Consider the following 12869-nt stretch of genomic DNA (forward strand, 5'->3'; position numbering starts at 1 on the left):
CTCACGTGTCACAGTAACTTTTGTCGCTTCCCCTACTGAACCGCCAGACAATGCTAAACTCTGGGCGACCCTTTGCCAGCTACCACCTTTGGTCTTTGTTTGCCCCAGCTACAGGGCAAGAAAGATGGCATTGTCAAATGAAACGAGGGTTTATCAAAGCGCGGCAAAAAGAACCGTTAATCAAATCACTATCAGCTAAAGTTAGTCCACCACAACGAATTGGTTTACTTGCGCAAAAGGGTGTTTACGAATTTCATCATCATCGTCAATGGTTAACTCAGCCTGATGGTGTGGAACAAGTTGCCCAACTGCTGAAGTTAAGTAAATCGAGTATTGAGATTCAGCAGCGCGTTATTCAAATTCTGAGAAACTACCATCATCGTCCTGTTTTGCTGGGAAAACACATTATTCAACTTACGAGTGGTGATGAAGGATTTCCTCAACCAATTGTCATTCACCAAAAAAACTATCAATTTCGGCTGTACGCCACGATGGATTGTGTGTTCGTAGAAGCTGATAAAATTTTGCACATTCTAGATTTTAAAACTGGCAGATCGGCTTTTGACGAGCGACAGGCACTTGTCTATTTACTTGCAGCCCGCTATCTGTATCCTGACTATCAAGCCGTTGCTTCATTCTACAACTTAGAACGATGTAAAAAGTCTGAGTTAATTAGTGTGACTTCTAGTCAACTTGACGCTGTAGAAGATCAGTTAGCTCAAGTGGCAATCCAACATCAGCAAGATATGCACCATTATCAACAACATCCACATAACTTTAGCAAGATTTTTCCGCCAAATCCTGGCAATCACTGTCGTTATTGCCCATTTAGTCCTGTTTGCGAATTTTCTGGCGTTAAACAAGATAAATCTTAATCGCTACAATCTGTTGAAGAAGATAAATTGGGTAGCGCTAAAGCTATTTGGTAAATTTGACTGCGCGAAAGCGATATTTCTTTCGCTAACTGACGACTCGCTTGCGATCGCGAGATTCCCTGCGCCATGATTTTTTGTAACTCGACTTTGATTTCTGCTTCAGTTAGATGGAGTTGACTTGGTGGTACTCCAGCAACAACAAGCGTGTATTCTCCTTGCGGTTCGCGTTGGTTGTAGTGTGCGATCGCATTCATAATACTGCCGCGCCAAAATTCTTCATGCAGTTTAGTTAACTCGCGGGCTAAGACGATTTGCCGATCTTGTCCAAACACGTTGGCGAAGTCTTGCAGCGTTTGTCGCAATCGATGCGGCGATTCATAAAAAATCATTGTCCGTGATTCTGTTTCTAAAGCTTCTTTACGCTGTTGGCGTTCTTTTTCTTTCGCAGGCAAAAAACCTTCAAACACAAATCGATCTGTCGGTAATCCTGCCGCACACAACGCAGTAACGACTGCACTCGCACCAGGAATTGGAACAACTGGGATGCTTGCTGCAATACACGCCTTGACAAGTTCGTAACCAGGATCGGATATTGCAGGCATTCCTGCATCTGTCACAAGGGCGATCGCTTTTCCTTCACTCAGTTTCTGCACTAATTCAGGAATGCGACTGTTACGATTGTGTTCGTGGTAACTTAACTGCGGTGTCGCAATTTGAAAATGTTGTAGTAACTTTCCTGTGTGTCTTGTATCTTCTGCTGCAATTAAATCCACTGACTGCAAAATCCGTACTGCACGGAAGGTCATATCTTCTAGATTACCAATAGGTGTTCCTACCACATAAAGTGTTCCGGTTTCTGCCGCCTGCATCGTATTGTTGGGGTTAAGGATAATACCGATAGAGTAATCTGACTTGTTTGTATATAGTGAATCTACCTATTTTATCAAACTATAATAGTAGTCCAAGTATATTTATTCAGTAAAATCTCGCTAGCAGAATCATAATCATGAATCATAAGCTCATGGTCATTGTATTACTTTTACTTTAATTAATTATCTCTTGATATAATTGACTTTTTATATAATTTTTGGGTAAATTAATAGAGATTTTATCTAAAGTTGATTTTATTAAGTTAAACATGCATGATAATATTTAAGCTCATTGGATGTTGATGGATTTAAATTTATATAAAGTGCTGAACTATATTAACTGTTTATAAAAAAATCATCAAAGTAGAAGGAACTCTCTCATTTATATATTAATCAACAATTATATATTTCAGGGGTAAAAGTATTCAATGTTGAATTTTAAAGGTCGCTCTTTTCCTAACTTATTAGTTGGGCTAGGAGTAATAACTAGCGTATTCACATTATCATTACAAAAACCTGCCGCAGCTCAGTATACTAACCAGTATCCATTGTTTTACGATCTTCAGGGAAATTGGGCGAATTCTTGTATCGTAAAGTTAGCCAATCAAGGAATCATTAATGGTTATCCAGATGGTAGCTTTCGCCCAATGATGTACATTAATCGTGCAGAATTTGCAGCAATAGTAGGCAAAGCTTTTCCTCAAATTCCTCGAACACGTAGGCGAGTAGAATTTAGAGATGTTCATGTATATGACTGGGCACATAATCATGTTGCAGAAGCGTACCAAAGAAACTTTTTATCCGGCTATCCAGGAAGAGTATTTAAACCAAACCAAAGAATTACTCGCTCTCAAGTCTTAGTTGCTTTAGCAAGTGGATTAAATTATGTTCCTAGTAGAAATGTTACATCAACATTAAAAACAAATTTTGCTGATGCTAATAAAATTCCTCGGTACGCCCAGAGCAAAATAGCAGCAGCAACAGAAAGAAGTATTGTAGTTAATTACCCAGATATCAGGTTTCTACATCCTAACAAGCAAGCAACACGAGCAGAAGTAGCAGCGTTTCTGTGTCAAGCTTTGGCGAGTCCTAATGAGGCGTCTGTCGTTCCCCAGCAATATATCGTAAATAATCCAATTCCACTAACGGCTCAATCTCCCTACTAAACTACAGACATAAAGCTTAATCTTTTGTGTAGACTTCCCAATCTATCCTACGGGAGTCTACGCCTATGTGGTTCAAAAATGAGTCGGAAAACCAAACTAGGACTATTTATTGGTTTAGTTACTATAGATTTCATCTACTTAGCACAATGTGTTCCCCACAGTAATCAAAAAATAGTTGCAACTGACTATACTTTAGCTGCTGGTGGTCCTGCGACAAATGCTGCAATTACATTTAGTTATTGGGATCGAGCAAAACTACTCGGTGAATTCGGTTTGCATCCACTACAAAATTTGCTTGTGGCAGATTTAGAGACTTATCAAGTTATAGTTCAAGACTTAAATCCTACAAAACTAGAACCACCGCCAGTATCCTCAATTATTGTTACAGAAGCGACCGGAGAACGGGCAGTTATTTCGATTAACGCGGTAAAAACTCAAGTTACTGGCGATCGCCTTCCTGAAGATATTTTGCAAGGAGTAGATATTGTCTTAGTTGATGGACATCAGATGTTAGTTGGACAAGCGATCGCCCAACAAGCTAAAGAGAAACATATCCCTGTTGTCATCGATGGTGGAAGTTGGAAACCTGGATTTGAAAAAGTCTTGCCCTTTGTCGATTATGCTGTGTGTTCGGCAAATTTCTATCCCCCAGGCTGCAACAATACGACAGAAGTATTTGCTTATCTTACTGATGTGGGTATTCCTTACATTGCCATCACCCAGGGAGAAAACCCAATTCAATACCAAATAAACGATAAGCACAATAGTGTTGTAGTTCCTAAAGTCAAAGCTGTTGACACCTTAGGGGCTGGTGATATTTTTCACGGTGCTTTTTGTCATTACATTCTGCAAGCTAACTTTCCTGAAGCCTTAGCTGCTGCTGCGCGTGTTGCTGCTTCTTCTTGCGAATTTTTTGGTACACGACGCTGGATGCAACAATAAAGATACCCTTCAACTGAAGCAGTCCACGGAGGTGGATTTTATTTCTCTAGCAGCGAATTTATTTACACCCGCATTTAAGTCATAATCATGGCAAGCAGCACCCTAATTGGTAGCTTAACTATGGCACTAGCTATACAACAATATCCTAGAGAGACTACTGACACTTTATTAGAAGACTTCATCTACCCATCCTGTAGATGATGCAGAATGGGTAGATGAACAGGTAGTAGAAAAAACAGGAATGACAGTTAGACACGGTGTAGTTCAAGGTAGATTAAGCCGTCTCTGGGGAAATCATGCTTTTGATGGACAAGGAGGAGAACCATGTACAGAAGTCCCATGTCGCACTACCAAACAAGTACGCCGTCCTGATGTAGCTTATATTACTCCTGAATTACTCGCTCAATTTGGTTGACCTGCGACTTTTCCTCAAAGTTTTCCCTTAATTGCTGAAATTGCTTCTCCGACAAGATTTTGCGGAAGATTTATTTGCCAAAGCTAGAGAATACCTAGACTCAGGTTGTGCAGAAGTATGGCTAGTATTTCCTGATGCAAAGTGGATATTAATTCTGACCCAAAATCAGCATTTGTGATTTACAGCCGATGAAGTCGTTAGCACTAAAGTTGTGTTGACAGGTTTTAGTATTATTGTGCAGGAACTCGTAGCTTAGCCAATTAATTGATTGAGATATCCAACGAAACGAAGGCAATGGGCTAAAATCTAGGGGTTCATCGACGCTGGTGGCATAATGAAGGAGCTAGAGGAAATTTTAGCGATCGCGCGTTCCGTAGGTTGGGGCGCATCGTATTTGTTACGTTCTTATTACCAAGCGGATATTAATGAAGGTAATCTGGAAATTAAAGAGAAAAAAGATGGTCCTGTGACCTCAGCAGATCTTGCAGTAAACCACTATATCTTAGATAAACTCAAGAGCAATTTGGGAGATGACGACTTTGCTTACATGAGTGAAGAAACTTATAAGTCGCAATCCCCTGAGTATTTTAATAAACCTTGGGTTTGGATTATCGATCCATTGGATGGAACGCGAGATTTTATTGATAAAACTGGCGAATATGCAATTCACATTGCTTTAGTTAAAGATCAGCGTCCCGTGCTTGCCATTGTTGCGTGCCCAGAGTTAGAAAAACTGTACTATGCAATGCTTGGTGGTGGTAGCTTTGCTGAAACTCGTAATGGTGGAGTTACGCCGATTAAAGTTTCAGATCGCAACCAAGCGGAAGATTTAACCTTAGTTGTTAGCCGTACACACCGCGATCAACGCTTCAATCAACTGTTAGAACACCTTCCTTGCAAGAAGCAAAAATTTGTTGGTAGTGTTGGCTGCAAAATTGCCACAATTATTGAACAAGAAGCAGATATCTATATTTCACTTTCTGGTAAATCTGCACCAAAAGATTGGGATATGGCTGCACCAGAGTTAATTTTAACCGAAGCTGGCGGACAGTTTACGCACTTTGATGGTAGCCCTTTACAATACAACACTGGAGATGTGAATCAGTGGGGTGGTTTAATGGCGAGTAACGGTCACTGTCACACTCAACTCTGTCAAGAAGCCGAAAGAATTTTAGTTCAAATAGACGGTTAACAAGTCACGCGGATCATGTTGTTGCAGTTGAGTGCATGACTCATCCCACCAAATGATCCGTTGTATTAGGCGATCATTTACTCTCAAAACGGCGATCGCATTGCGGAATACTTGAGCAAAGTTTTTTGCTCATTTTCCAGTAGTATATAAGTACCAATACTGGGTATATACCTCTGAAACAGCCATGTCAGAAATTACCCTTGAAGAATTAGGTGTGGCATTGCCCCCCACTCAAGATGAGTTACCTTGCGATGATGGTATTCCGATGGAAACCCAACGGCATAAAGTTCAAATGAATTTGCTAATTCATAGCTTATTGCCTTGGCTTGACAAGCGATCGGATGGATACGCGAGTGGTAATATGTTCGTCTACTTTAGTCTGGCGCAAGTGCGCAATCAAGACTTTAGAGGTCCAGACTTTTTTGCGGTGTTAGGCGTACCTAAAAGAGAACGCAAAAGTTGGGTAGTGTGGGAAGAAGGAAAAGCGCCAGATGTTGTAATTGAATTACTTTCTGACAGCACTGCACAAGCAGATAAAAATGAAAAGAAGCTAATTTATCAAAATCAGCTACGTGTACCAGAATATTTTTGGTTTGACCCATTCAATCCTGAGGACTGGGCTGGATTCTTCTTACAGCATGGAGTCTATCAACCTATAATGCCCAATGCTCAAAATCAATTAGTTAGTCAGTCCCTCGGTTTGGCACTGCAACGCTGGCAAGGTACTTATGAGGGTGTAGAAGCAACTTGGTTACGCTGGACAACTTTAGACGGAGAATTGTTACCAACTTTTGCTGAACAAGAATATCAACGCGCTGAACAAGAATATCAACGCGCTGAACAAGAACGTCAACGCGCTGAACAAGCACAGTCTTTGTTACAACAGACAATTCGGAATCTATTACAAGAAGGCATGACAGTAGAACAAGTAGCTAGATTAACAGGGTTATCACAGGCACAAGTTGAACAACTCAGATGAATGTGCTATTTAGCTTTCCCAAAGCCAGGTAATTGGTAACAGATAATTAGTCATTGGAAAGAATATTCATTAACAATTGCCCATTACCCATTTCTAATAATGTAATTTCTATCTATACTCACCTTACTTGTTACTTTTGAGGTTAAACTTCAGCTACTGCGCGTTCAATCAAACGGCGTGCTAAAGTTTGAGTACCAGTGTGTTCGTAGTAGTTTGTTGCTACATCGAGAAAGGCAGCAAGATAATCAAGTTTATCATCAGCAACTTCAATTGTTTGTTGCAGATTACTAACAACTTTTTGTGGTGTGAGATTTCGTGAAGAAACTAGTCCACTCATCCAACCTTTAACTGAGTCAAAACTTTCACCAATAAACAGCAGTTTATTTAGAGAAGTCACTCCTGGAATTGCATCACTTATGCGTTGGAAAGTTGCATTTTTTTCTATCTCCTTGGGACTGGTATTATTAAGAACTGATTGTGCTTTGATGATAAAATCTGGTCCTAATGGAATCAAACCATCAACGCAAACTAAAGCAACCATCCGCATTAATGATTCACCGCTATAGTCAGCTAAAGAGGCAACAAAATCACCAATGCTATCTCCAGGAATACCGTTAATGTAGCAAAATGCAACTAATTCCGCGACTAATTTGAGACTTAAATCGATTGTTTGTGCTTTATCGGCTTTGGGAGTCAGGCGATTCAAGAAACCTAGCAGCGGAACACGTTCGCCGATTTTATTTGCTAATGCAGCTGAACCTAGGGCAACATCGGTACTATCAACAGTTTGATATAACCACATGGCGCGTTGATAGCCTTGCGAACGATCATTGTAGAGATAAATAGCCCGTTCGCCAATTTGTTGAATTAAGTCTTCGTCAGTTTCTCCTGTAACAACACGAATTGTGTTTTCAAATCCTGTCACATTTTGCCACTGACCAGGAATCACAAAATCTAGCGATCGCAGCATCGAGACAGTTAAGTTATTGGTTGGTAGATTATCAACCAATTTTTGAATTGGTTTACTCACGTTAAGCTCCTATATTTACAAAATTTGTCTCAGTCTGGGATACAATCACTGCAATTTTGCAAGACCTTGGTAATCGAATTGTTTTAACAAAGCTTCGCGATCGCTGGCTGTAAATAACGCATCGCGAGATAATACTTTCACTTGATAGCGATCGGCAACTAACACCGCTGTTTGTGTACTACCAATCTCTAATGCAGGATAACCTGCAATCTCTTTTGTAGCATTCTTAAATTTTGCCGCAGCTGTTGGAAGACTACGCGTATCAGAAATCGCCATCAATGCTACATCTTTCCCGTCTTTTTTCAACTTAGCTTCAGCAAAACCTTTTTTCTCTTGCGTGTAAACTCGTTCGTAACCGCGACTAGCAGTCGGAAAGAATTGATTAAAACTACCACCTTGAGTCGCATCTTTAGCAACAGCTTGACCACTTTTTTGCTGGCTACTGTTTGCTTGTACTTCGTCAAAACGCGAGGGTGATTGAGCTTGACAAGCTGTAACGAATAATAAAATTGAGAGTAAAAAAGCCGCCAAAACCCTACGCGCATTTGGAAAAATCATTTATGTCTCCTTTAGATTGATTAATAGAAGTTGAGGTAGTGATTAGTGGCTAGTTTTGAGTTTTGAATCCTCAAGAGCTTTGAGTTCTCAGTTTTGTTAGCGTAGCGGTGCGTTAGCACGTTATGAATTGAGTAACTTTCTCAACTTATAACTCAGCACTCTTTACGAGTAACTCTCTTAAGCTCAGAACTCAACACTCATAACTTATTAACTCCTCTGCTACCCTACTCTTATTCACGGTAAGCAATTACAGCATAAAAAGGATCGCCTCCACCAGCACCTAACCATTGCAAGATTGGTGCTTTGGATTGACGCGCAATGACTTCGGGAGGTGTAAATCCAGGTACTGACTCAAAGTAGTGTTTAACCAACTCGACTCGGCTAGCTTCAGATCCCTCACGCCATGCTTCGATTGCTTTTTGAAAAAACATTCGATTGGAGAAGCTAATGATCGCAACTCCACCTGGTTTAAGAATGCGATGAATTTCGGAAAATATAGCTTCGGGATATTGTAGATATTGTACTGATACGGTGTTGAGTACCGCATCAAAATCTTGGTCTTTGAGCGGAAACTTAGGATTTTCGTTGAGATTTTGCACAAAATAATGATTCAATTGCGAATTACGTGCTAATTCCTCTTCATTCAGTCCGTGTCCTTCAACATGAGAAAATTCTATCTCTTTAGGCAGATGCGAAACCCAACTACTCATCATGTCAAAGATACGGGTATTAGGCTTAAGGCGGAGGCGATACAAATCGGTTAACTGTTGAATAAAGCCATCGTCAACATGCGTGACAAATCGCGGATACGCATAAAACTGTTGATCGTCGGAACTGTCTAATTTTTGTCTTTGGTTAGGTCGCAGCATTATATGGGTCTAGTTATCATAGCTCTCCTTTCCCAGTTTAGAAAAAATGACAAAGTGTAAAGTTGGTTAAAAGGATCGGCGTCGGTTTTTAATTGCTTTAATGATGATTTTGCGATCGCAGATCTAAAATAAGCATCTCAATTGTTCCGCGAACAAGGAGATGAAACGTACTTTCCTGCTATACAACAGCTAATTATACAAATTCAATCAGAACGTTAGATGAAATATTCAGGTAGTGTATGAGTAATAAGAAAGCGATCGCTTCTACCAATAACGATCTATTACCCATTACCACTCATCCTATAAATTTACTACGACGCTTCGGTAGCAATTTGGTCTGTTTTTGCTGCCATAATAAAATCATTACGGTGCAATCCAGAAATGGCGTGAGTCCACCAACTAACTTTAACTTTGCCCCACTCTGTCAGTAATGCAGGATGATGCCCTTCATCTTCTGCGGCTGCACCAACGCGATTAGTAAAATCGAGTGCAGATTGAAAATCGGGAAACTTGTAAGTACGTTCTAAACGCGCTTCCCCGTCTACCTCTACAATATTCCAGTCGGGAATTTGTGGTTTGAGTTCGGTAATTTCTGCTTCTGTAACGCGGGGTGCGTCTTTGTGACACGCAGTACACTTTTGTTTTACTAAAGCTTCCATAATTCCCTCTTGCTGTAAATAATCTGATGTGAACTGCTTGTAGTGTTATTAGGCTACTTGCACTCTAGCAAATACGATGCAGATGCGAGAAGCTTTCATCTACGCTAGAAAAAGCAACGTAAAAAGCAAGTAACTCACAATGCAAACTGTAACAGAAGCTCAATTATCCAAGCTACCACCGCTGATTCCGCGTGAAATTCTCTTTGGCAATCCTGAACGCGCGCGTCCACAGCTATCTCCTGATGGGAAATATTTAGCGTATATTGCACCCGATGAGAAGAATGTTTTACAAGTGTGGCTGCGTACCGTAGGACAAGAAGACGATCGCAAACTCACCGACGATAAAAAGCGCGGTATCCGCGTCTATTTTTGGACATATGAAGGAGAACAGTTAATTTATCTCCAAGATACCGATGGTGATGAAAATTGGCATTTGTACTCGGTAAATATTAAAACTCAGATTGTCCGCGATTTAACACCGTTTCAAGGAATTCAAGCGCAACCAGTGGGGCTTGATCCGCACTTTCCAAATGAGATTTTAGTAGGATTGAATTTACAAGATCTGCGCAAGCATGATGTTTATCGAATTAACTTAAAAAACGGTGCAGTTGAGTTTGATACCGAAAACCCAGGAAATATTGTCGGCTGGTTGGCGGATGCACAGTTTCAAATTAAGGCGGCGATCGCAACTACCCCAGATGGTGGTTCGGATCTTTTATATCGAGACACCTTAGATCAGGAATGGCAGTTACTACGCCACTGGGGACCTGATGACGAAGGTTATCCTGCACTATTTTCTAATGATGGTCAAACACTTTATCTTATTGCTAGTCACGAGGCAAATACGCAGCGACTTCTTGCCTTAAATTTAGCGACTCGTGAAGAAACTGTGATTGCTGAAGATTCTCAGTATGACGTTGATGGTGTGCTTGTGCAACCACTTTCTCGGCGAATTCAAGCTGTTTCTTTTTATAAAGATAAAGAAGAGTGGCAAATTCTCGATCAAAGTATTGCACCTGATTTTACAGCAATTTCGCAGGTACATCATGGAGAATTTGGGATTGGTAGCCGCGACTTAGCAGATAAAACTTGGCTAGTGTCTTACTTAACTGATGATGGTCCTGTTTACTACTACACTTATGATCGCGAGTCGAAAAATAGTACTTTACTCTTCAGCAACCAACCAAAACTTGAAGGTTTGCAACTAGCATCAATGCAGCCTGTTTCTTATACTGCACGCGATGGGTTAACAATTTATGGCTACTTGACAACGCCTGTAGGAATCGAACCAAAAAAATTACCAACAGTACTATTAGTTCACGGTGGTCCTTGGGCGCGGGATACTTGGGGTTACGATCCTGAAGTGCAATGGCTGGCAAATCGCGGCTATGCAGTGTTGCAAGTGAATTTTCGAGGATCGACAGGTTATGGTAAAAACTTCCTCAACGCGGGTAATCGCGAATGGGGTGCAAAAATGCACGATGATTTAGTTGATGCGGTAAATTGGTTAGTCGAAAAAGGAATTTCCAATCCACAAAAGATTGCAATCATGGGTGGTTCTTATGGCGGTTATGCAACCTTAGTCGGGTTAACATTTACTCCTGATGTATTTGCTGCCGGTGTGGATATTGTAGGTCCTAGTAACTTAATTACGATGATGGAAAGTATTCCACCGTATTGGGAACCATTAAGAGCAATGGAAGCTCATCGTATTGGTAATTTAGAGACTGAACAGGAATTTTTAAAGTCGCGATCGCCTTTATTCTACGCTGATCGCATCAAAAAACCGCTACTGATTGCCCAAGGTGCGAACGATCCGCGAGTTAAACAAGCCGAAAGCGATCAAATTGTTGAAGCTGTAAAGAAAGCAGGTAAGCCTGTAGAGTATGCACTATATACTGATGAAGGACACGGCTTTGCGCGTCCTGAAAACCGCTTGCACTTCTACGCAGTTGCAGAAGAGTTTTTGGCAAAATACTTAGCTGGTAGATTTGAACCGATGGGAGATATCCCTGGTCATTCTGGTTTGATCCAATAGTTATAAGGTGGGCTTTTTGCCTGCCTTTAGTAATTATTTGTGTAAGTATTTCTAGAGTTACATTAAGCTCATTACATTATGTAATTTTGTGGCAGCCATTACTATTCAATTCCGCATTTTTACCCAACTATGTATCTAGAGTAAAAGCTAAGCTTACAGATAGCTTTTATTCATTTTATTACATCAAATCTATGTTGACAGTTGTACAAGCGCGACCTGATGAACGTGCTAAGTTTATTCAACGTACTTATACACATCTTGCTGGGGCAGTTGGTGCATTCATTGTAATTGAGTTCTTACTGTTTCAAACCGGTATTGCTGAAGCAGTCACTAATTTCGTTATAGCAAGTCAGTTTACTTGGCTTGGTATTCTAGGGGCATTTGCTCTGCTAGGCTGGATGTCGAAGGAGTTAGCATCAAAAGCAGATTCGGTACAAACTCAATACATGGGGCTAGGAATTTATGTTGTAGCGGAGGCTTTGATCTTTGCACCTCTTTTGTACATCGCAGCACAGTTTTCCGATCCTAGTGTTATTCCAACATCTGCAATTTTGACGCTATTACTCTTTGGTGGACTGACAACCGTTGCATTTACAACGCGCAAGGATTTCTCTTTTTTAGGTGGAATTCTTAAAATTAGTGGTTTCGTTGCTTTGGGGCTAATTATTTGTAGTATTTTGTTTGGTTTTACATTAGGGCTATTTTTCTCAGTAGCAATGGTAGTATTCGCTTCAGCAGCAATTCTTTATGACACATCAAACGTGATGCATCACTACTCAAAGAATCAATATGTAGCAGCTGCGTTAGAATTGTTTGCTTCAGTTGCACTTCTGTTCTGGTACGTATTGCGAATCGTCATGGCGCTGTCTTCACGCCGCTAATTATTATTTTCTATACTTACCCTGAACTCCCACGTATTAACCGTTGGGAGTTTTTTATTCCAGTATTTCTAAATCAATATCTAAAGCATTAAGTTGTTCATAAAAAAGCGATCGCAACTTCTTGACAATTCTTTTGCCTTTTTGCCGTTCAACTGTTGAGTATAGTCAGGTAAGGTTTAATTCAGATACAGAAACCATAATGTAACTCAAGCTAGCTGTGATACTAATTTTAAAATTAGATTGAGATAGAGAACATTTAGTGAGGAACTTACAGCCTATTGCAAGTTTATGAGGTACAGTAAGAGGAGTACACAAATGAAGTCTAATGAAACCGTACTCGCTCGACTTGCGAGAAAAAATAGTTAAGGCATACACACAAGGTGACACCTCAATCAG

14 protein-coding genes are annotated in these 12869 nt (G+C 40.4%); 9 read left to right on the top strand and 5 right to left on the bottom strand.

The features are described 5' to 3' along the window. Positions 1 to 50 precede the first annotated feature (50 nt). A complete protein-coding gene (locus IQ230_RS20875) occupies positions 51 to 875 on the top strand; it encodes a PD-(D/E)XK nuclease family protein (RefSeq protein ID WP_193934174.1) in 825 nt (274 codons plus the stop codon). Here IQ230_RS20875 and rsmI read toward each other — a convergent pair. Continuing rightward, the gene (gene rsmI, locus IQ230_RS20880) at positions 872 to 1744 is read right to left on the bottom strand and encodes a 16S rRNA (cytidine(1402)-2'-O)-methyltransferase (RefSeq protein ID WP_193934175.1); all 873 of its coding nucleotides are present in this window, start codon (positions 1742 to 1744) and stop codon (positions 872 to 874) included. The two genes, IQ230_RS20875 and rsmI, sit on opposite strands and share 4 nt — an antisense overlap. A gap of 428 nt (positions 1745 to 2172) precedes the next feature. Here rsmI and IQ230_RS20885 point away from each other — a divergent pair, with 428 nt between their 5' ends. The 6 genes from IQ230_RS20885 (at position 2173) to IQ230_RS20905 (ending at position 6438) form a co-directional block, all read left to right on the top strand. After that, the gene (locus IQ230_RS20885; protein ID WP_193934176.1) at positions 2173 to 2910 is read left to right on the top strand and encodes an S-layer homology domain-containing protein; all 738 of its coding nucleotides are present in this window, start codon (positions 2173 to 2175) and stop codon (positions 2908 to 2910) included. A gap of 78 nt (positions 2911 to 2988) precedes the next feature. After that, complete coding sequence (locus IQ230_RS20890; protein ID WP_193934177.1) at positions 2989 to 3852, top strand: sugar kinase; 864 nt, start codon at positions 2989 to 2991, stop codon at positions 3850 to 3852. A gap of 241 nt (positions 3853 to 4093) precedes the next feature. Beyond that, complete coding sequence (locus tag IQ230_RS26930; RefSeq protein ID WP_228055201.1) at positions 4094 to 4267, top strand: Uma2 family endonuclease; 174 nt, start codon at positions 4094 to 4096, stop codon at positions 4265 to 4267. Between the two features lie 40 nt (positions 4268 to 4307). After that, positions 4308 to 4445 carry a Uma2 family endonuclease gene (locus tag IQ230_RS26935; RefSeq protein WP_228055202.1) on the top strand — a complete coding sequence of 46 codons (138 nt, stop codon included), beginning with the start codon at positions 4308 to 4310 and terminating at the stop codon, positions 4443 to 4445. Between the two features lie 156 nt (positions 4446 to 4601). Then, positions 4602 to 5459 carry a 3'(2'),5'-bisphosphate nucleotidase CysQ family protein gene (locus IQ230_RS20900; RefSeq protein WP_193934178.1) on the top strand — a complete coding sequence of 286 codons (858 nt, stop codon included), beginning with the start codon at positions 4602 to 4604 and terminating at the stop codon, positions 5457 to 5459. Positions 5460 to 5643: 184 nt separating this feature from the next. Further along, positions 5644 to 6438 carry a Uma2 family endonuclease gene (locus IQ230_RS20905; RefSeq protein ID WP_193934179.1) on the top strand — a complete coding sequence of 265 codons (795 nt, stop codon included), beginning with the start codon at positions 5644 to 5646 and terminating at the stop codon, positions 6436 to 6438. Between the two features lie 142 nt (positions 6439 to 6580). Here the strand turns inward: IQ230_RS20905 and IQ230_RS20910 are convergent, their stop codons facing one another. The 4 genes from IQ230_RS20910 to IQ230_RS20925 form a co-directional block, all read right to left on the bottom strand. Continuing rightward, positions 6581 to 7468 carry a hypothetical protein gene (locus tag IQ230_RS20910; RefSeq protein ID WP_193934180.1) on the bottom strand — a complete coding sequence of 296 codons (888 nt, stop codon included), beginning with the start codon at positions 7466 to 7468 and terminating at the stop codon, positions 6581 to 6583. Between the two features lie 45 nt (positions 7469 to 7513). Then, the gene (locus IQ230_RS20915) at positions 7514 to 8026 is read right to left on the bottom strand and encodes a hypothetical protein (RefSeq protein WP_193934181.1); all 513 of its coding nucleotides are present in this window, start codon (positions 8024 to 8026) and stop codon (positions 7514 to 7516) included. Positions 8027 to 8256: 230 nt separating this feature from the next. After that, on the bottom strand, positions 8257 to 8898 hold the full coding sequence (locus IQ230_RS20920) for a class I SAM-dependent methyltransferase (RefSeq protein WP_193934185.1): 642 nt from the start codon (positions 8896 to 8898) through the stop codon (positions 8257 to 8259). A gap of 308 nt (positions 8899 to 9206) precedes the next feature. Then, positions 9207 to 9554, bottom strand: a complete 348-nt coding sequence (locus IQ230_RS20925; RefSeq protein ID WP_193934182.1) for a 4a-hydroxytetrahydrobiopterin dehydratase — start codon at positions 9552 to 9554, stop codon at positions 9207 to 9209. Positions 9555 to 9693: 139 nt separating this feature from the next. On the opposite strand from IQ230_RS20925, the gene IQ230_RS20930 reads away from it, so the two are divergent. Then, positions 9694 to 11592 (top strand): S9 family peptidase, encoded by a 1899-nt coding sequence (locus IQ230_RS20930; RefSeq protein WP_193934183.1) that lies wholly within the window; start codon positions 9694 to 9696, stop codon positions 11590 to 11592. A 191-nt stretch (positions 11593 to 11783) separates the two neighbouring features. Next, on the top strand, positions 11784 to 12473 hold the full coding sequence (locus tag IQ230_RS20935) for a Bax inhibitor-1/YccA family protein (protein ID WP_193934184.1): 690 nt from the start codon (positions 11784 to 11786) through the stop codon (positions 12471 to 12473). Positions 12474 to 12869: the final 396 nt, after the last annotated feature.

This window comes from Gloeocapsopsis crepidinum LEGE 06123, assembly GCF_015207655.1.
Taxonomy (GTDB): Bacteria; Cyanobacteriota; Cyanobacteriia; order Cyanobacteriales; family Chroococcidiopsidaceae; genus Gloeocapsopsis; species Gloeocapsopsis crepidinum.